The organism is Actinoplanes sp. NPDC051851 (assembly GCF_040681165.1).
Classification (GTDB): domain Bacteria; phylum Actinomycetota; class Actinomycetes; order Mycobacteriales; family Micromonosporaceae; genus Actinoplanes.
Genome location: NZ_JBFAYF010000029.1, coordinates 106,388 through 125,788 on the forward strand (window position 1 = coordinate 106,388; position 19,401 = coordinate 125,788).

The following is a 19,401-nucleotide window of genomic DNA, read 5'->3' on the forward strand; positions in this document are numbered from 1 at the left end:
GCACGTACGCTCGGCAGCGATGGACGCGTCACCGACCCCCGCCAACCTCGTCGTTCTCGGCACCGCGGACGACGAGGGCTTCACGTCCCTGCGCCGCCCCGCACGGCCGCGCGCCGAACGATACGAGATCGGCCGTGGCCTGCGCGACCGGTCCCCCCGCGCGGACATGGCGCACTGGAGGCCACCGGCCGGCCGGCCCGACCCGGTGAGCCAGGTCGCCGCGTCGCACGAGGGACGTCTGCCCTGGCTGGTGCCGGTCCGGGTGGGCCGGATGATCGCCAGTCCGTACACGTTCCTGCGCGGCACCGCGGGCCTGATGGCCGACGACTTCGCCGGGCTGCCGCACACCGGCATCACCCCGGTGATCTGCGGCGACGCCCACCTCGGCAACTTCGGCTTCTACGCCTCCCCGGAGCGCGAGCTGGTCTTCGACCTCAACGACTTCGACGAGGCGCACCCCGGCCCGTGGGAGTGGGACCTGCGCCGGCTGGTGGTCAGCGTGCACGTGGCCGGGCGGGTGAACGGGTTCCGGGAGAGCTCCTGTGAGGACGCGGTACAGCACTGCGTCGAGGAGTACCGCGAGCAGATCGCGCACCTCTCCGGCCGTCCGCTGCTGGCCCGCTCGTTCGACCAGCTCGGCGTGGACGCAATGCGGTCGGCGGCGAGCCGGGCCAGCTTCCGGGACGAGATCGAGCGGGCCGCGCGGCGGGCCCGGCGCCGGACCAGCGACCGGGCGCTGCCCCGCTTCACCGAGCGGCGCGACGGCACCCGGCGCCTGGTCGAGGAGCCACCGGTGATCACCCGGCCCACGGACCAGGAGCGGGAGCAGCTGGAGGAGGCCCTGGACGGGTACCTCAACACGCTCAAGCCGCACTGGGCGCGGATCCTCGGCGGCTACCGGATCGTCGACGTCGCGCACAAGGTGGTCGGCGTCGGGTCGGTGGGGTTGCGGGCGTACGTGGCGCTCTGCGAGGGAAGTGACCCCGAGGACGTGGTGTTCCTCCAGCTCAAGCAGGCCCGCCGGTCGGTGGTGGCGAAACACCAGCACGGCGCGCTGGCCTGGCACCGGCATCAGGGACAGCGCGTGGTGGAGTATCAGCAGGCCCTGCAGACGGTCAGCGATCCGCTGCTCGGGTGGACCACGGTCGGCGAGCATCAGTACTACGTACGCCAGTTCCGCGACATGAAGGGCGCGATCGTCGTCGAGGACATCAACGCCGGTGCGCTCGCCGACTACGCGGGGATCTGCGGCTACCTGCTCGCCAAGTCGCACGCCCGGACCAGCGGCGCCTCGATGATCGCCGGGTACGTGGGCGGCAGCGACAAACTGGACGAGTCGCTGGGCAGGTTCGCCCGGTCGTACGCGGATCAGGTGGAACGCGACCACGCGGCCCTGGTCGCGGCGGTCAAACGCGGCGCCCTCCCGGCGGAGGCCCCGGCATGAACGACCGCACCGGGTGGCACCCGGCGCAACCGCGGAACGGTGTCACGGGGAGAGGAACGGTATGAGCGGCGTGATCCCGCTGGAGTCCGCGGCGTTGCGGGAGTTCTGGACCGAACGGCACCTGTGCACGCTCACAACCCTGCGTGCGGACGGGTCGCCGCACGTGGTCGCGGTCGGCGCCACGCTGGACCCGGTGGCCGGGATCGCGCGGGTCATCTCGTCGGGGGGCTCGGCGAAGGTCCGGCACGTTCTCCGCGGTCAGGAGCGGGTGGCGATCTGCCAGGTCGACGGGCGGCGGTGGAGCACGGTCGAGGGTCTCGCGGTGATCCGCGACGAGCCGGCGGCGGTCGCCGAGGCGGAGCGGTGGTACGCGTCCCGCTACCGCACCCCGCGCCCCAACCCGGCCCGGGTGGTCATCGAGGTGACGGTGACCCGGGTGCTGGGCTCGGCCGCCCTGGCGTAACGGCGCTTCAGCCAGGCACCCGCGAGCACCAGCAGGACGACGGTGACCAGCGGGGCTCCGGGGAACTTGGCGAACCGGGCCAGGCCGCTGCCGTCGGAGAGCACCGAGAAGGAGAGCATGATCGCCAGCCCCATGATCACCTTGGTGCGGTGGGTGGTCGCGGCGAGGATGGCCAGCGGCCAGGTCAGGTACCAGGGGTGGATCGCCGGGGCGAACGCCACCACGGCGGCGAGGGCCAGCCCGGCGCCGTGCAGGGCGGCCCGGGCCGGGGCGTGGTCGCGCAGCGCCCGGACCCAGAGCAGGACCAGCGTCACGGCCAGCGCGGCGAGGGCGATCAGACGCAGTGCGGGTACGGCGTCGAACCCGGGCACGAACGGCTCGCCGAGGTAGGTCAGCGTCATCCCGATCGCGGTCGGCAGCGAGGTGAACTGGATCAGCGTGTCGCCCGCCGCGAGCCCGGCGATCCACCCGAACCCGAGCCCGCTCGCCCCGGTGACCCCGGCGAAGGCGGCACCCGCTCCCACAGCGACGGCGAGTCCGGAACGGATCAGTCGCTGCCAGTCCACCGTGGCCCCGTCCCGGCCGGAACTGATCAGCCCGGAGCTGATCGGCCCGGACGGCGCGGGCGACGCGGGTGACCCGGGTGACCCGGGTGACCCGGGTGACCCGGGCGACGCGGGCGACCCGGGCGACGCGGGTGACGCGGGTGACGCGGACGGCATGGTGCGGCGGGGGCAGGCGCAGAGCAGGACGGCGAAGGGCAGGACCACGACGGCGACCGCCTTGACCGCGACGGCCAGCCCGAGCAGCACCCCGGCGGCGAGCACCGCGGGGAGACGGCGCGGATGGCGGGCGGCCAGGGCCAGCCCCGAGACGACCAGGCCGAGCATCACCGCGTCGTTGTGCGGGCCGCCGATCAGGTGCGCGCCGACCAGCGGCCCGGCCAGCGCGACCCAGAGCGCCCGGGACGGGTCCACCCCGCAGCGGCGGGCGAGCACCGGCAGGCCGGCGGCGACGGCGAGGAGCCCGGCCAGGGCCAGCAGCCGGAACAGCACCAGGGCCGGGGTCAGCGCCCCGGCGATGGCGATCACCCCGGTGGCGATCACCCCGGCGGCGGCAGTCACCCCGGCGGCGGCGAGGACGAAGAGCGGACCGTACGGCGCCGGGGTGTCCCGCCAGATCGGGGAGACCGTGCCGAGCCACGTGCAGGCGCCCGCCGCGACGCCGTACTCGTACGGGCTCACGCCGTTCCGGAACATCTCACCCTGGCACGCGTACGAGAAGAAGTCCCGGCTGCCGACCGGCGGCAGGAACAGGAACGGAGCGCTCCACAGCGCCAGCGTGCCGAGTGTCCAGCGGACGCCGGGGTCGCGATCCCGGCCGGACCACCACGCGTACCCCTGCAGTGCGGTACCCACCAGCCAGAGCGACAGGACCGCCCCGCCGAACGGGGCGGCGAGGATCCTGGCCGGGGTGGCGACCAGGTCGGCGTCCGGCCACGCGCCGCCGAGCAGGGCGGCCGCGGCCAGGAGCAGTGATCCCCCGAGGCCGAGCAGGCGGAGGGTCGTCGCCGGCATCGGCCGGTGGCGGCGGTAACGGGCGAACGCCGGACCGGGTGCGCTCACGCCGCGGCCGCCGTGCGCAGCGTGACCCGCCCCGGGGACGCGGTGCCGAGCACCTCGGCGTAGTGGTGCAGGAGCTGGTCGCCGACCACGGCCCAGCTCCGGCCCGCGATCGCGGCGCGGCCGCCGGCACCGAGGCGGCGGCGCAGCGCGGGGTCGGCGGCCAGATGCCGGACCGCGTCGGTGAAGCCGCCGGACTCGTGCGGCGGCACCAGGAAGCCGGTCTGACCGGGATTGACCAGGTCGAGCGGGCCGCCCTTGGCCGGCGCGACCACCGGGACGCCGCTGGCCATCGCCTCCTGCACGGTCTGCCCGAAAGTCTCGAACGGCCCGGTGTGCGCGAACACGTCCAGGCTCGCGTAGATCCGGGCGAGCTGGTCGCCGTGCCGGGCGCCGAGGAACGTCGCCGCGGGCAGCGCACGGCGCAGCTCCGCCCGGGCCGGGCCGTCACCGACGATCACCAGGCGTACCCGCGGCATCTTGGAGACCGCGGCCAGCAGGTGTACCTCCTTCTCCACGGCGAGCCGTCCGACGAAGCCGACCAGTACCTCGTCGCCGGGGCAGAGCGCCCGGCGGATGCCGTCGCTGCGCCGGTCCGGGTGGAACCGCACGTCGTCGACGCCCCGGCGCCAGAGGTGGACGCGCTCCACCCCGTGCCGCTGGAGCGCCCGCACCGATGCCGTGGAGGGCGCGAGGGTCCGGGTCGCGGCGTTGTGCAGACGCCGGATCCAGTGCCACGAGGCCTGCTCGCCATAGCCGAGATTCCGGGCCCTGGCGTACGCGGCGACATCGGTCTGATAGACCGCGACCGAGGGCAGCGAGAGTGACCGGGCGGCGGCCTGGGCCCACGCGCCCAGCACGAACGGGCTGGCCAGGTGGACCACGTCGGCGCGGTGCCGCCTGATCGCCGTGCGGAGCGCCGGGAGCGGCAGGCCGAGGCGGATCTGCGGATACCCGGGCATCGGGACCGAGGGGATCCGCACCACCGGGTAGGGCGGCGCGGCGGCGACCGGCCCGGGGGCGGGCACGGGCGCGATGACGATCGGCTCGTGACCGGTACGGATCAGATGCTCCGCAGTCCGTACGACCGAGTGGGCGACGCCGTTGACGTCCGGCGCGAACGACTCTGTGACCAGCGCGATGCGCATGCACCCAGGGGAAGCGGAGGCCGGGGCCATCGGGAGACACACATGTGAAGCAGGGCGGAACGGTGGCTGACAATACTGATGTTCACCTCTGCGCCACTGTTCCGCCCGGCGCCCCTGTTCAGCCCCCGCTTCCCTGTTCAGCCCCCGCTTCCCTGCTCAGCCCCCGCTTCCCTCTTCAGTTCGGCGCACCCGGGCGAATTGTCGGCTTAATGCTGTGAACCCGGGACCCGGCTTTACTTGCGGAACCGTCGATTGCCATGATCACCCGGTGACACCGACCCCCGGAACCGCGCGACTGCTGGCGGACTTGGGGAACCTCCCGGGTCTGCTGCCCCGCACGGACCAGGGCTTCCCCCCGACCATCACCTGGGACGACGGGCCCAGCGGGTGGTCCGCGGCCCGGCACCTGGCCGGTGTGGGCTACGCGGTCACCGATCCCTTCTGGGGTGGCGCGCTCGCCGACGTGTACGACCTGGAGCCCTGCGTGTTCCAGCGGGTCCTGCGTCCGCAGACGGCCGCCCTGCTCTACCTGCACGCCCCCGAGGCGGACGACCCGGCGGGCGACAGCGGCCTGGCCCAGCGGGTGTTCGCGGCCGACCTGCCGGGCGAGGGTTACCTGCCGAACAGCCTCGAGGACGAGCTGGCGGTGCACCTGCTGCTGGGCGAACTCAGCCACGACGAGGAGTGCGACTTCGGCGGCGACGCCCTCTTCGAGGCGATGGGTGCCTCGGTCCGTCGCACGTTCGGCGGCCGCCGGCGCCTCTTCGAGATCGCCCGCCGCGTCGTCATCTGACCCCGCCCGCAGGTGGTCGTCATCCGACCCCACGCGCGGGTAGTCGTCATCCGACCCCACGCGCGGGTAGTCGTCATCCGGCCTCACCCCGCGGGTAGTTGTCATCCGACCCCGCCCGCAGGGACAAGAACGGCGGCGGGTGGGGGTCCCCGCCGCCGCCTCTCGTCCCGGCCTCGGCGCCCTGTCCGCCAAGCGCCCGGCGTATCGGGGGGACTGCCGGGCGGTCGTCTTTCGGGCGCGGGAACAGCCGCTGTCGCGTGGGGGCCGCGGCCGCCGGCCGGGGAGTTCCGGACTCGGTCCTTCGTGGACCGGGCACCCATCAACCGTGCCACGCGAATCGCCGAGATCCGCAACCGTGGGCGGTGTCCTTCGCCACGTTCCGTCACCTGATCGGGGTCGCCCGCACGTTCTCCTCATCCTGAAAACGACCTTAAGAAGTGCTTAATTCGACGCGGCCCCCGTTACCCCCGGAAGCCGCACCGGGTTGATGACCACGGGGTTCGCGGAACACGCCGTAAACGCTCCGAAATTTCCGGGTATTCACAGCTCACCACATTGAACCGGCCGCACCGGGCCGACGTACTCCCCCGTGACCGAGGACTCCCGGCGGGCTGCGGCGCCGGGGCGGTCACCGGGCGCGCGGCTCACGCGTTCCGGCCGAGGGGGACCCGCAGGGCGGTGGCGCACTGCGCAAATCCGTGATTAACCTTCCACATCCTTCACGTGGAGTAGGGGTTGATCCGGGAGCGCGTCGGGCGGCACCGGGGGGCGCGGAGGTGGATCAGGTGAGGACGGTGGCGCAGATGCGGCGGAGGGCCGGCGGGACGATTCCCGGCCATGACGGAGCCGTGTCATGAGCTTCGAGGATGACGAGTACTGGGATGACGAGTATTCCGAATACTCGATGATGCCGAAACACGCGGTGATCCAGCAGACGCATTACGAGAAGCGCACCGCTCCGGACCCGATCATCCCCACCAGCCGCACCGACACGGAGAGCGACGAACTCGCCGCGCGGCGCGCGCGTAAGGCCGCCAAGCAGCCCTTCGACGACCAGCGCCCGAGCTGGCTCGACGACCCCGACTTCTCGCCGGTCGACACCTCGGTCGAGAACCTGGCCGGATCGTACTTCGACGACATCGACTTCAACCGGCCCGAGCTCGGCATCGACTTCGACAAGCCGGACTTCCCGATCGTGGATCCGGCCGCCCGGAACAACCCGGAGCGCCAGCGCCGCACCCGGCCCGCGCAGCCGGACCGGTACGGTGCCCGCGCCCGCGACAAGGCCAAGCGCGAGGAGTCCCGCGACTCCCGTGCCCCCCGCGATCCGCGCGACATCCGGGATCCCCGGGAGACCCGCGACGTCCGGGATCCCCGCGGTGAGGCTCGCGACCCCCGCCAGGAGGAGAACCGGGAACGCGCCCGCTGGGCGGAGCAGGACACCCCGCGCCGCGACCGCCGTGACGATGTCCGCCGGGAGGATGTCCGGCGTGACGATGTGCGCCGTGAGGATGTCCGGCGCGAGGATGTCCGGCGCGAGGATGTCCGGCGCGAGGACGACCGGTGGGAGGGCGACCGCTGGGACGACGACCGGGGTTCGCGTGACCGCCGGCGTACCGCGGAGAGCCGTCCGGACGGCCGCTGGGACGACGGTGCCGACGTCCGCCGGCAGCCCCGGCCCGACGAGCGGCCCGGTTCCCGCCGGCCCGCCGACCGGGACGACGACTACGGTTCGCAGCGCCGTTCCGAGGCCGCCCGGTACGAGGACGACCGCGGCCGCGGCTCGATCTCCCAGCCCTGGGAGGAGGACGACTTCGGCCCGATCCGCCCGGTCGGGGGACGCCGTCCCCGCCGGGACGAGGACGAGCTGCGCCGTACCGGCCCGCCCCGCCGCGACGACCGGGCCACCACCGGGCGTGCCCAGGTGCCGTCCCGCGACGACCGGGTACGCGACGACCGGGACCGTTACCGCGACGAGGACGAGCGCTACTACGAGCGCCGTCGCGACGCCGACATGCCCGCCGCGGCCTCGGCGTCCGTGCCCGGCACCAGGGACGACGAGCGCCTCGACGCCGACACCCGCCGCCCGGCCGTGCAGCCGTCGCGCCGCGAGGAGTGGGCGGAGGACGAGTGGGAGACCGGTCGCCGCTCCGGCCGCGAGCGTGACGAGCGGTCCGAGCCGGTCGTGCTCGACGGCGAGTACTACGAGACGACGCCCGTCGAGGCTCCGTCCGCGGCCGCCCCGGCCGAGGAGATCGAGGACGACCGGAAGCCCCGCGTGCTCCGGCGCGCGGATCCGCCCGTACCCCCGAAGGCGGTCAACAAGGCCGCGCCGCCGCCCACGCCGCGCGTGATCAAGACCGAGCCTCCGGTGACCCCGCGGGTCGTCACCGCTCCGCCCCGGGTTGCGGGACCCTCCACCGAAATTCCGGGTACGCAGGGAGAACCCACCCACGGAACCGGGGCGGACACGGCGCCCCCGGTCACCCCCACGGCACCCCGCGGCGACGGCGAGCCGGCCGGCGCCTCGCGGGCGGCCAGCCCGCAGCCCGGCGGTCCGGAATCGACCGGCCCGCAGTCGGCCGGCCCCCGGTCCGGCGAGCCCGAGGGCGCTCCCGCTCCGGCCGCCGCCCCCAAGGACGGCGCTGCCCAGAGTGGTACCGCCCAGAGTGGTCCTGCCCAGCCGGGCTCTTCACAGGGCGCTTCGTCCCCGTCCGCGCTGGCGGATGGGGCCGGTGGTCCGGCAGGACCGGGTACCGCCGACGGCGGGCCCGGAGCCACCGGGCCCGGGCGACCCGCGCCCGGCACGGACGGACGCTCCAGGCCTCCCGCCGCCGGCCCTGCCCCGCACCCCGCGGGTCCTGCCGCACGTCCCGCGGGTCCTGCCGGTCCTGCCGCACGTCCCGCCGGTCCTGCCGCACGTCCCGCTGGTCCCGGAGCGCCGGGTGGTCCGGGAGTGCCGGGCGGTCCCGGTGCACCGGGTGGGGTGAGCCCCGCCGCGGCCGCCCGGGCCGGTGGTCCGGGGGATGTCCGGGGCGGGGCGCCCGGGGCGTACCCGAACGGGCGTCCCGGAGCGGGTGGGGAGCCCGGACCGGGAGTCCCGCACCAGCGCACCAACCGCGGTCCGCGTACCGCACACGTCGTTCTCTCCGACTCCGACGCCCCGTGGGCGATCGTCCCGGACAGCGGCCCGGGCCGTGGTCCCGGCGTGCGCCCCGTCGTGCCCGGCGGCCAGCCCGGCCAGCAGGTCCCGCCCGGCCAGCAGGTCCCGCCCAACGGGTGGGGCGCGCCGGGTCAGCCCGGCGGACATCCGCAGGCTCCCGCCGGTGGCCGTCCTCCGCAGCAGTCCCCCGGCCAGCCCTCGATCCCGGGCCAGCAGTTCCCGGGCCAGCCTCCGGTCCCGGGCCAGGCCCCGATCCCGGGTCGGCCCCCAGTCCCGGGTCAGCAGTTCCCCGGGCAACCGGTTCCCGGACAGCAAGCCCCGGGCCAGCCGCTCCCGATCCAGCCGATGCAGGGTCAGCCGACACCTGCCCGGCAGGTTCCCGGCTCGCCGCGGCCGGTCGCTCCCCCGCCGGGGTGGGCGCCGACGGGCGAGGTACCGGGTGCGAACGGCCCGGTCTCGCCGGCTGCCGGTGCGCCGGGAGGCCAGCCTCAGGCGCCCCTCGGTCACCCCGGTCCGGTCCAGACAGGTCCCGGTCCGGTCCAGACAGGTTCCGGTCCGGTCCAGACAGGTTCCGGTCCGGTCCAGACAGGTTCCGGTCCGGTCCAGGCGGGTCCCGGCCCGGTCAGCCCGGCGCAGGCTGGGCCGGCGCAGGCCGTTCCCGGTCAGGGACGTCCGGCGCAGGGGTCGGAACTCCCGCGCCGTCGTGCGGGCGTGCCTCCGCAGGCGGCTTCGGGCAGCACGTGGGACCCCTGGCACAAGCCCGCTCCGCCCGCGAAGCAGCCGGAACACACCAGCCGGCACGGCTCGCAGCAGGAGGAGCCGACCCGGCCCGTGTCTCCGGGCGCGTGGACGCAGCCTCAGCAGGGCGCCGCCCCGGCGCCCGAGGCGGCGCGACGCCCGCAGGAGGAGCCGACCTACGAGCTGAAGCGACCGGTTCCGCCCACTCAGGCCCGGCCCGGTGCCGCCGCGGAGGACCGCCCGGTCTCCCCGGCGGCACCTCGTCCGGTCTCCCCGGCGGCCGGTCAGCCGTTCCCGATGGCGGGCCAGCCGGTCTCCCCGGCGAGTCGGCCGGCCTCTCCGGCAGCGGACCGGCCCGTCTCGCCGGCGGCCGGACGGCCCGGGTCTCCGGCGGGCGCGCAGCGGGACGAGACGACCGTCGAGCAGCCGATGATGCAGCGGCCGGTCTCGCTGGCCCAGCCGTTCTCCCCGGCGCGACCCGGATCGCCCGCCCAGCCTGCTTCACCGGCCCAGCCCGTCTCGCCGGCACAGCCCGTATCGCCGGCACAGCACGGCTCGGCGGCCCAGCCCGTGTCACCCGCGTGGCACGGATCCGCTGCCCAGCCGGTGTCGCCCGCGCGGCACGGGTCGCCTGACCAGCCCGTTTCGGGTAGCGGCTGGCGTGACGCGGCCGCGGAGGAGGCGCCCTGGGGGCCGATGGCGGGCAAGCGGCCCACCCGGCCCACCGGCACCGACGACCCGCAGGCACGGGACGGCTCGACCGGCCAGAACCGGGCGGGCGAGCAGGGCGGGAGCGCCCGGCCGAGTTCCGCGCCGCCCGGGCCCGGCAAGGTGTGGCTGCCCGCGCCCAGGCCGGACGGGTACAACCCGGACGAGGGTGTCGTCAGCGCCGCGGAGGCCGGGCTCTCCGCGAGTGGACGGCCGACCGTGCCGCTGCGGGTACGCGAGGAGGACGGCTCCCGGGCCGTCCCGGCGCGGCCCGCGGAGGGCGCTCCGGACGGCGCGAAGGAGCAGGCCAACCCGTGGATGAACGGGCGGCCGGCGGCGGAACAGGACGAGTCCGCGCCGTACATGGACGCGGACGGGACCTGGCACAACCTCAAGCCGATCGCCAAGCTGGCGGTCTCCGGGCCGGACCAGGAGCCGCGGCGGTACACGGACACCGCGTTCGGCAGCGGCTGGTTCGTCGCGAAGGCGTCGGCGACCGAATCCGATCAGCCCAGCGATACCGGCGCGAGCAATACCGGCGCGAGCGATACCGGCACGAGCGATACCGGCACGAGCGACACCGACAGCGCGAACGGCCCGGCCATTTCCGGTGACCCGGCCGACGGCGGCGCGGTGAAGACGGACACCACCGACGAGACCGATGCCGGGGAGGAGACGCCGACCGCCGAACCCGGCACGGCGAGCGGAACCCCGGCCACCGGCGACGAGGCCGGCGACGGAGACACCGGCGGGAGCGGGCCCGTGGCCGAGGCGGAACCCGAGCCGGAGCCCGTCTCGCTCGGCGGGCAGCTCCCGCTCTCCGCGGCGGATCTGGACGCGATCCGCTGGCGTCTGGACGGCGCGACCCTCCGCGAGGTGGTCGACGACCGGGACGCCCTGCGTGACCTGGGCGAACGCCTCGACGGTCCGCTAGCCGACGAGGCGGACAACATCGTCAAGGCAGGGCTACTGAGCGTACGCGCGGAGGTGTACCGCCTCCTCGGGGAGCTGGGCATGGCCGCGGCGGCGAGCCGGCTGGCGCTGGCACACGCCGAGTCCGCGCAGGACGTGCAGTCGATGGTGATCGCGCAGGCCGAGCTGGCCCACGTGCTGCGGTTGCGCGGCGACTACATGGAGGCGGACCGGCTCTTCCAGCGGGCGATCGACGACCGGGTGCCGGCCGCGATCCGCAGCGTGGTGCACGAGAACGCCGGGCGGAGCTGCTTCGACCAGGGGCGGCACATGGAGGCGCTGGACCACTTCGCGCGCGCGATACGGCTCGGCACCCCGGAGGACACCGACCTGATCGAGCGGATCGGGGTCTGCCTCGAGGCGGTCTACATCCACGTGCTGCGGGACGGGTGGGGTCCCTATCCACGGCGTACCGGAAAGATCGTCGAACCGCTCGTGCCCGACGACGAGGCCGCGCCGCCGCCGGAAGCGGACGCCTTCACCGAGGTGACCGGGGAACGGCCGGTCGTCCGCCCGCGCTGATCACCGCCGGGCCATGAACGTGGTCCGGCTGGCTCTCCCGGCTTCAGAAATCCCCTTTCGTCAGCCACTGAGCCAGCCGGCCACACCCCGGCCCCTGAACCCGGCTGCCGGTCTCGTGTGGTCCACGGCGCCGCGGTCCGGCGATCCCGGGACGGCGCGCGGCGCGGACGGCACGGGCCGGGCGACGGACGGTAGGTGTGCACGACCAGCGCGGGTGCGCTCAGTGCAGGGCCGGGTTCGGGGTGGGGATCCGGTCGACGTTGTGGCGCTCGTGGGGCGCGGTGTGGGCCAGCGCGCTGCGGCCCCGGCCACCGGCCTTCGCGGAGTACAGGGCGGCGTCGGCGACCCGCTGGAGCTCGTCGGCGGTCGTCGCGTGCTGGGGCAGGACGCCGATGCCGATGCTCAGCTTCGGCGGGCCACCGGGCAGCCCCTCGGTGGCGGCCAGCGCGGCCCGGGCGCGGTCGGCGTACCGTAAGGCGGTTCTCGGCCCGGCCCGCAGCAGCACCGCGAACTCGTCGCCGCCCAGACGCGCCACCAGGCATGCGGCGCCGTCGGCGGCCTCGCGCAGGGCGTCGGCGACCGCCAGCAGGGCCCGGTCGCCGACCGCGTGACCCCACGTGTCGTTGATCTGTTTGAAGTGGTCCACGTCGACCATCAGCAGCGCGGCGGGCTCGCCGCCCGCGGTCGCCGACGCGACGGCCGTGCGCAGGCCGGTGTCGAAGGCGCGCCGGTTGGCGGCACCGGTCAGCGCGTCGGTGGTGGCCTGGTCCGCGAGGACCTCCAGGAGGCGGTCGTTGCGCTCGTTCAGCCCGGCGACGACCAGCGCGGTCATCGTCATGGCGACCGTCACCGCGATCCAGTCGTTCATCGCGTCGACGCCGGTCAGCACGGTGAACGCGACCAGCGCGTGCCCGCCGGAGATGGCCGCCACGTTGAGCGCGATCACCCGGCGCCCGAGGAACGACGCGGTGAAGAGCAGCGGCCAGAGGTAGAAGAGCTGGGCGCCGGTGCTGGCGTCGTGGGTGGCCAGGTTGAGTACGGTCACCACGCCGATGGAGAGGAACGGGACGATCAGCCAGAAGAGCCGGGGCAGCGCGGCCGGCCGGAACCAGCAGAGCAGGCCGGTCAGCGTGAAGACGACCGAGGCGAGGGCGAGCGTGACGAGCTGGCCGACCGGGTCGCCGAGCTTCATCAGGACCCCGGTGATCAGGTTGTACGGACCGGCCACCAGCATCAGGTAGGCGACCGACCGCGCGGCGCTCGGCTGATCACGGAGCTGGTACGGCAACGGCGCTCTCCTCAGGGTCCGACTCCCCCCATCGGCGCCGCCGCCCGAGATCTGAGCGCCTGAGCGTCACCCCGGCGCCGGGGTGCGGGCACGCGCCTCACCGACGGTCGGCCTGCCGTCACTCGGTGCGCAGCGCGACGACGGGGTCGAGCCGGCCCGCACGTTGGGCGGGCACCACCCCGAAGAGGATGCCGACCACGGCGGAGACCCCGAAGGCGAGCGCCATCGACCACCAGGTGAGCGCGGCCGGCACCGGGGTGAGCCGGTCGACCAGCAGCGCCGTGGAGCCGCCGAGCAGCATGCCGAGCACTCCCCCGACGGTGGTGAGCAGCACCGCTTCGAGGAGGAACTGCACGCCGATGTCGCGGGGCCGGGCGCCGACCGCCTTGCGCAGACCGATCTCCTTCGTACGCTCCCGGACCGAGACCAGCATGATGTTGGAGACGCCGACGCCACCGACCAGCAGGCTGATCCCGGCGATCGCGGCGAGCACCCCGGTCAGCACCCCGAGGATGTCCCCGAGCACACCGAGGATCTGCTCCTGGGTGACCGCGCTGAAGTCGGTGTCCGGGTGCCGGCGGACCAGTTCGGCGACGACCGCGGCGCTGAGCTCGCCGATCCGGTCCCGGTCCGGGGCGCGGATGGCGAGGCCGTCGATTCGGGCGGTGCCGAGCAGCCGTTGCGCGGCGGTCACCGGGACGTGCACCTCGCCGTCCCGGTCCACGCCGAGGCTCTGCCCGAGCGGTTCGAAGACGCCGATCACCCGGAACCGTACGCCGCCGATGCTGACCTGCCGCCCGACCGGGTCCCGGTCGCCGAAGAGGGTCCGGGCCACGCCGGCGCCGAGCACGGCCACCCGGCGGCCGGTGCTGACGTCGGTCCTGGTCAGGTAGGCGCCCCGGGCGAGCCGGCGGACGAAGACGCTCGGCGTGGTCTCGTAGACGCCCTGCATGCTGGCGAAACCGGACCGGGATCCGGCGCGCACCGTCTCACCGGAGGCGATCGTGACGGCCACCCGGGAGCGGTCCCCGACGACGCGGGTCACCGCGTCCGCGTCGTCGAGCGTGAGGGGCGAGCTGGTCGGTGCGGCTCCGGCCTGCAGTTTTCCGGGTACGACGATGAGCAGGTTGGACCCGAGCCCCTCGACCTGTCGTTCGATCTGCTGTTTCGTCCCGGTCCCGATCGCGACCAGGGCGACGACGGCGGCCACCCCGATCACCACCCCGAGCATGGTGAGCAGGCTCCGCAGCCGGTTGGCCCGCAGTGCGCCGAGCGCGACCCGCCACGCTTCGGCGACCCTCATCCCAGCTCTCCCGACAAATCCGAAGTGTCGGTCGAATGGCGGGAAACGATCAGGCCGTCCCGCATCACGATCTGGCGGCGGGCGCGCGCGGCCACCTCGCGGTCGTGGGTCACCAGGACGACCGCCACCCCGTCCGCGTTCAACGACTCCAGCAGGGCGAGGACCGACTGGCCGGTGGCGGAGTCGAGGTTGCCGGTCGGCTCGTCGGCGAGCAGGACCGACGGGGAGGTGACCAGGGCGCGGGCGATCGCCACCCGCTGCTGCTCGCCGCCGGACATCTGGTTGGGGCGATGCGTCATCCGGTGTGCCAGGCCGACCCGCTCCAGCATCTCGGCCGCCCGGGCCCGGCGCTCCCGGCGGCCGATCCCCCGGTACACCAGGGGTAACCCGACGTTGTCCTGGGCCGTGGTGCGGGCGAGCAGGTGGAAGGATTGGAAGACGAAGCCGATCGCGGTGTTCCGCAGTGCGGCCATCTCGTTCGGGGAGAGGCGGGCGACGTCCCGTCCGCCGATCAGCAGGGTGCCACCGGTCGGCCGGTCCAGCCCGCCGAGCAGGTGCATCAGCGTGGACTTGCCGGAGCCGGAGGTGCCGACGATCGCCACGTGGTCGCCCGGGTCGACGGTGAGCGAGACCCCGCGCAGGGCGGGCACCTCCAGGCCGTCGAGCTGATAGGTCCGGGACACGTCCCGCGCGACGATCACGGCGCCTCGTCACCGTCGTGGACGCGATCGGTGCCGGAGACCACCACCTGCTGTCCGGCCGTCACCCCGGAGACGATCTGCACCGTCTCCTCGCCCTGGACTCCGAGGCGTACCTCGCAGGCGCGGAAGCGACCGTCCTGGACGGACCAGACGGTGTCCCGGCCGTCGGCGCTGACCACCGCGGACGCGGGCACGGTGATCGCGCCGGACGCCTCCCGCACCCGGAGGCGGACCACCGCACTCATTCCCGGGCGCGGCGCCGGAGCCGCGCCTCCCCCGTCGGCGTACGAGCCCTGACCCAGGTTCAACCGGACCTGGTAGGAGACGCCGCCCTGCGCCGAGGTGGTCGGCAGCAGGTCGACCGAGCGGACCGTGGCGGCGTAGACGGCGCCGGTGGCCGCGTCCAGCTCGACGTCCGCCCGCACGCCCGGCCGGACCAGCAGCACGTCGGTCTCGTCGACCTCGGCGGTCAGCCCGAGCCGCCCGGTGTCCACCACGGTGGCGACCGGCGTGCCCGGCGCGAGGTAGGCGCCCTCCACCACGGCCGTGTCGACCGCGGACGAGGTGGCCGACGAGGAGAGCAGCCCGGTGAGACCGGTGGTGGGCGTGGACGCCGGGCCGCCCAGCTGGATCACCCCGCCGATCGGGGCACGCAGTGTGAGGGCGTCCACGGCGGCGTCGGCGAGGTCGTACGCCTGCTGGGCCTGAAGCCGTTGCGCCGCAGCGAGGGAGCTGACCGCCTCGCCGAGGGAGGCGACCCCGTCCTGAACGGCGCGGACGGCGGTGGAGGCCGCGGTCGAAGCGTTCGCGTACTGCTGCTCGGCCACGTCGACCTGCCGCAGCAACGCCGCCCGGACCTGCGGATCGGCGATCTCCTCGGCCGCTTTCCGGGCCTGGGAGAACGCCTTCGCCGCCTTCTTGTCAGTATTTTTCGTACTAAAGGATGGTCCAGAGCGAGGAATCGATACGCCGGAGGAGAGTGCCCGCGACGCCGACGCGAGCTGACGCCGCAGGGTGGGCGAGTCGAGCACCGCGAGGACGTCGCCCTTGGACACCCGGTCACCGGCCTCGACGCGCAGGTCGGCGAGGGTCCCGGCGGCCGGCGCGGTCAGCGTGGCGGCGGCCCGCGCGGTGACCGACCCGGGCGCCTCCACGATCTCGTCGACGGTACCGAGGCTCGCGGCGCCCAGCCGGATCCCGGTGTCGGCGTCGTCACAGGAGGCCGCGGTGAGGGGCAGGAGTAACAGGGCACTGAAGATGATCACTGCACGTGACACAGATGCCACTCTATGTCGGATATACGAAACGAGCCGCCCCGCGAAGGGACGGCCCGCCTCACACGACCGGGATCAGGTACCGGGACGGCGCCCGAACACCTTCACCACAGAACCGATCTTGCCGATGCTGTAGTACTTCTTGGCATCCTGCTCGAGCAGGTTGACGCAACCGTGCGAACCACGCCACTTGTCGTGGATGTACGTCGTGGTCTGGTGGAAGCCGCGCCCGCCGATGAAGCGCTGCCAGTACGGCAGCCACACCTCGTACGGGTCCGACCACTCCTTCTTGGTCCGCTTGTTGATCGTGAAGGTGCCGGCCGGGGTCCGGTAGCCCTTCATGCCGGTGCGGGTGATCGTCGGCTTGACGTACACCTTGTTGTTCTTCATCACCCACGTGGTCTGGTGGGTGAGGTCGACACAGAAGGTGACGCCCTTCTTCTTCGCCTTGCAGGCCGACGTCTTCGTCGACGCCAAGCGCTTGGCGACGTCGTAGGTGGTCGGACCGGCGAGGCCCTTCGCCGGCGAGATGCCGAACCGCTTCTGGAACTTGATGATCGCCGCGCAGTCGGCGGACGACTGCTTGCCGTCCACCGTCACCGTGCCGTACCCGCCGATGGTCTTGAGGTAGCCCTCGACCTGCTTCTGGTACTTCCCGGTGGCGCACGACGAGGCCGCCGCCTTGGTGACCACGGTGGTCACCTTGACGGCGACCGGCGCGGTCCGCACGGTGGCACCGGCACCGGCCGGCGTCAGCGCGATCGCGCCGAGGCCGCCACCCACCAGCGCCGCCAGAGCGGCACTCGCGAGGCGCGCGGTAACACGTTTCGCTGCCAAATCACATCCTCCCCAGGAGTGTCGTCCGCACATCGAAGCACAGCCGTCCCCACGTGACGATCACGGGAAGGACGGTGACATGAAACTGGGATGCCATCGGCATCCCCGTCACGCGCTTGAGTACGGACTCCGCTCCGGGGAGTTGTCATGTGGTCACATAGGGGTTGCCAGATCCTGGACCCAGTAGGCGGTGTGATTCGTGGAGAGGGCCAGGCCCACGCCCATCTCCTTGAGGCCGCAGTCCAGGATGTTGCGGCGGTGCGGCGGGCTCGTCATCCAGCCCCGCATCGCCTCGCCCGCGGTGCGCTGACCACGGGCGATGTTCTCGCCGTACTTCCGCCAGCGGTACCCGGCGTCGCTGACGCGATCGCCGACGTCGTCGCCGTCCCGGGAGTCGTGCTCGAAGTAGTTGCGCCGGGCCATGTCCGCCGCGTGCCGGCTGGCCGCCAGCACCAGCCGCCGGTCGATGGTGACCGCGCGGCAGCCGGCCCGCTGCCGGGCCTTGTTGACCAGGGTCAGCACCTGCCGCTGCACCGGCGACGCCGGGACGGCCGAGATCGCGTCGTAGGCGGAGACCGGAGCGGCCATCCGCCCGGCGGGATCCGGCGGCTCCTCGGCGTTCGCGTGGCCGGCCGCGATACCGCCGCTCACCAGCACTGCGACAGCCGCACCCAGCACGATCAGAGTCTTCCGCATGGCCCGTCGATCCCGTTCGCCCGCGCGCCCCGGCCGTTCCGGAGCGCTCGCCGGTTGACCAACGTCACACGGCCGGGCCGGTCACTTCGCCACCCACCGATCCCTTGTCAAAAAACCTCTTCGATGTACGCGGTGACCTGCGCATTCACCCACTGAGCCGATGCACAGACGTCGCACAATCGCACCGGAATCGGGCCTACTTCCACCTATCGGGGTAACCCGCTCAGACTGTCTTGCCGACCGTCCGGATGTCCCGATTCCGCGGGTGGCGTCGCTACGGTTCCCCGGTGCGAAACCGCTACCTGGACCTGCTTCGTGCCGCGGCAATCGTCCGGGTGATCGTCTACCACCTCTTCGGCTGGCCCTGGCTCTCCATCGCGCTGCCCGCGATGGGCGTCATGTTCGCGCTGGCCGGGTCGCTGACCGCCGCGTCACTGGAGAGGCGCTCGGCGAACCGGGTCGTCACGTCCCGGTTGCGCCGGCTCCTCCCGCCGCTGTGGCTGCTCGGGCTCCTCGCCGTACCGGTGATGATCCACCTGGGCTGGTCACAGGAGGAGGACGGCGAACACCCCTTCACCCCGTGGAAGCTCGCGTTCTGGATCCTGCCGCTCGGCGACCCGCCCGGCAGCGAGACCGGCATCGACTCCTGGGAACCGCTCTGGTACATCCGGGCATACGTCTGGTTCGTCCTGCTCTCCCCGGTGATGTACCTCGTCTACAAGAGGATGGGCCGGTTCGGCTGGCTGCTGGCCGGCGCCCCGATCCTCGCCATCGCGGTGCTCGACAAGACCGGCTTCGAGCTGCGCGAGACCGCCGACGTGGTGATGTGGGACTTCGTCACGTACGGCGCCTGCTGGATCGCCGGCTTCGCGCACCGGGACGGCACCCTGGCCCGGATGCGCCCGGCGCTGGTCTTCGGCGCCGCGTTCGCGATGGGCGCGGCGGCGCTCTACTGGCAGCATGGCCACCAGGGCGAGGACGCCTGGGACCTGAACGACGTCTCCGAGTCGCAGGCGCTCTGGTCGCTCGCCTTCGTGCTGCTCGCCCTCCGCTGGCAGCCCCGGATGGACTGGCTGTCCCGGGTCCCGTACGGCGAACGCGCGGTCACCCTGCTCAACGCCCGCGCGGTCACCATCTACCTCTGGCACAACCTGGCGATCGCCGCGATCTGGCCGGTCCTCACCTACCTGGCCCTCGACGACCTGGGCCACTTCGAGAAGCCGGTCACCCTGGCCACCACGCTGATCCTCACCGCCGTCGCCGTCCTCGCCTTCGGCTGGGCCGAGGACCTGGCCGCCCAGCGCCGCCCCCGCCTCTGGCCGGACACCTCTCCCCCGTCCACCCGCCCGTCCTCGTCGCCGGACGCCACCCCGCCGGGCGCCACCTCAGCCACCACCTCGTCGGCCGACGCCGGAAAGCCCCCGCCCGAGCCGATCGGCCCGGTCCCACCGGGCTGGCCCGAGCTCACCCGGGACGGCTCCCCCACCGGCCTGGCCCCGGCCACCGAGCGCATCGACCTCCCGGTGGCGGGCCGCCCGCTGAACGGCGGCACCCGTCCGCCGACCGAACCGGAGACCCCGGTGCCCGTCTGGTGGGCCCCGAACGACTCCGCCTGAGCCGCCGGTCCCGGAACGTGGAAGGGCGGCCACGCCCGGGACCGGCCCCACCCCCTGCCGCCGCTCCCGGTCTTGGCTGGTTCTCCGGGGTGTCTCGAGGGCTCGAGACACCC

At 73.8% G+C, this 19,401-nt stretch carries 13 protein-coding genes; 5 read left to right on the forward strand and 8 right to left on the reverse strand.

Features of this window, described 5'->3' with window-relative positions; genetic code table 11:
* Nucleotides 1-19 precede the first annotated feature (19 nt).
* Nucleotides 20-1,444, forward strand: a complete 1,425-nt coding sequence (locus tag AB0M08_RS26165; RefSeq protein ID WP_364498279.1) for a DUF2252 domain-containing protein — start codon at nucleotides 20-22, stop codon at nucleotides 1,442-1,444.
* A gap of 61 nt (nucleotides 1,445-1,505) precedes the next feature.
* Entirely contained in the window at nucleotides 1,506-1,907 is a 402-nt protein-coding gene (locus AB0M08_RS26170; protein ID WP_364498281.1) for a TIGR03618 family F420-dependent PPOX class oxidoreductase, read from the forward strand.
* Here the strand turns inward: AB0M08_RS26170 and mptB are convergent.
* Both mptB and AB0M08_RS26180 read right to left on the reverse strand, forming a co-directional pair.
* Nucleotides 1,823-3,532, reverse strand: a complete 1,710-nt coding sequence (mptB, locus tag AB0M08_RS26175) for a polyprenol phosphomannose-dependent alpha 1,6 mannosyltransferase MptB (RefSeq protein WP_364498283.1) — start codon at nucleotides 3,530-3,532, stop codon at nucleotides 1,823-1,825. The genes AB0M08_RS26170 and mptB overlap by 85 nt on opposite strands.
* Nucleotides 3,529-4,677: a glycosyltransferase family 1 protein gene (locus AB0M08_RS26180; RefSeq protein WP_364498285.1), complete on the reverse strand. Its 1,149-nt coding sequence runs from the start codon at nucleotides 4,675-4,677 to the stop codon at nucleotides 3,529-3,531. Before AB0M08_RS26180 ends, mptB begins: the two co-directional genes overlap by 4 nt.
* 268 nt (nucleotides 4,678-4,945) lie before the next feature.
* On the opposite strand from AB0M08_RS26180, the gene AB0M08_RS26185 reads away from it, so the two are divergent.
* The gene (locus AB0M08_RS26185) at nucleotides 4,946-5,470 is read left to right on the forward strand and encodes a hypothetical protein (protein WP_364498287.1); all 525 of its coding nucleotides are present in this window, start codon (nucleotides 4,946-4,948) and stop codon (nucleotides 5,468-5,470) included.
* An 853-nt stretch (nucleotides 5,471-6,323) separates the two neighbouring features.
* Nucleotides 6,324-11,573, forward strand: a complete 5,250-nt coding sequence (locus AB0M08_RS26190) for a hypothetical protein (protein ID WP_364498288.1) — start codon at nucleotides 6,324-6,326, stop codon at nucleotides 11,571-11,573.
* Nucleotides 11,574-11,793: 220 nt separating this feature from the next.
* Here the strand turns inward: AB0M08_RS26190 and AB0M08_RS26195 are convergent, their stop codons facing one another.
* The 6 genes from AB0M08_RS26195 to AB0M08_RS26220 all read right to left on the reverse strand — a co-directional run bounded on the left by AB0M08_RS26195 (nucleotide 11,794) and on the right by AB0M08_RS26220 (nucleotide 17,672).
* Nucleotides 11,794-12,861 carry a GGDEF domain-containing protein gene (locus AB0M08_RS26195; RefSeq protein ID WP_364498291.1) on the reverse strand — a complete coding sequence of 356 codons (1,068 nt, stop codon included), beginning with the start codon at nucleotides 12,859-12,861 and terminating at the stop codon, nucleotides 11,794-11,796.
* 118 nt (nucleotides 12,862-12,979) lie between these two features.
* Nucleotides 12,980-14,164 carry an ABC transporter permease gene (locus AB0M08_RS26200; protein WP_364498294.1) on the reverse strand — a complete coding sequence of 395 codons (1,185 nt, stop codon included), beginning with the start codon at nucleotides 14,162-14,164 and terminating at the stop codon, nucleotides 12,980-12,982.
* Nucleotides 14,161-14,865, reverse strand: a complete 705-nt coding sequence (locus AB0M08_RS26205) for an ABC transporter ATP-binding protein (RefSeq protein ID WP_364498297.1) — start codon at nucleotides 14,863-14,865, stop codon at nucleotides 14,161-14,163. Before AB0M08_RS26205 ends, AB0M08_RS26200 begins: the two co-directional genes overlap by 4 nt.
* A complete protein-coding gene (locus AB0M08_RS26210; RefSeq protein WP_364498300.1) occupies nucleotides 14,862-16,142 on the reverse strand; it encodes an HlyD family efflux transporter periplasmic adaptor subunit in 1,281 nt (426 codons plus the stop codon). The genes AB0M08_RS26205 and AB0M08_RS26210 overlap by 4 nt, the downstream gene beginning before the upstream one ends.
* Before the next feature lie 72 nt (nucleotides 16,143-16,214).
* Nucleotides 16,215-16,976 carry a L,D-transpeptidase family protein gene (locus tag AB0M08_RS26215; protein WP_364498303.1) on the reverse strand — a complete coding sequence of 254 codons (762 nt, stop codon included), beginning with the start codon at nucleotides 16,974-16,976 and terminating at the stop codon, nucleotides 16,215-16,217.
* Nucleotides 16,977-17,129: 153 nt separating this feature from the next.
* Nucleotides 17,130-17,672 carry a CAP domain-containing protein gene (locus AB0M08_RS26220; protein WP_364498306.1) on the reverse strand — a complete coding sequence of 181 codons (543 nt, stop codon included), beginning with the start codon at nucleotides 17,670-17,672 and terminating at the stop codon, nucleotides 17,130-17,132.
* Nucleotides 17,673-17,959: 287 nt separating this feature from the next.
* On the opposite strand from AB0M08_RS26220, the gene AB0M08_RS26225 reads away from it, so the two are divergent.
* Nucleotides 17,960-19,288 (forward strand): acyltransferase, encoded by a 1,329-nt coding sequence (locus AB0M08_RS26225; RefSeq protein WP_364498309.1) that lies wholly within the window; start codon nucleotides 17,960-17,962, stop codon nucleotides 19,286-19,288.
* The last annotated feature ends 113 nt before the right edge of the window (nucleotides 19,289-19,401 follow it).

What these genes read in the sequence shown, in the direction of transcription:
- AB0M08_RS26165 (WP_364498279.1), top strand. Translation starts at nt 20, where the DNA reads ATGGACGCGTCACCGACCCCCGCCAACCTCGTCGTTCTCGGCACCGCG.
- AB0M08_RS26170 (WP_364498281.1), top strand. Translation starts at nt 1,506, where the DNA reads ATGAGCGGCGTGATCCCGCTGGAGTCCGCGGCGTTGCGGGAGTTCTGG.
- AB0M08_RS26180 (WP_364498285.1), bottom strand. Translation starts at nt 4,677, where the DNA reads ATGCGCATCGCGCTGGTCACAGAGTCGTTCGCGCCGGACGTCAACGGC.
- AB0M08_RS26190 (WP_364498288.1), top strand. Translation starts at nt 6,324, where the DNA reads ATGAGCTTCGAGGATGACGAGTACTGGGATGACGAGTATTCCGAATAC.
- AB0M08_RS26200 (WP_364498294.1), bottom strand. Translation starts at nt 14,164, where the DNA reads ATGAGGGTCGCCGAAGCGTGGCGGGTCGCGCTCGGCGCACTGCGGGCC.
- AB0M08_RS26220 (WP_364498306.1), bottom strand. Translation starts at nt 17,672, where the DNA reads ATGCGGAAGACTCTGATCGTGCTGGGTGCGGCTGTCGCAGTGCTGGTG.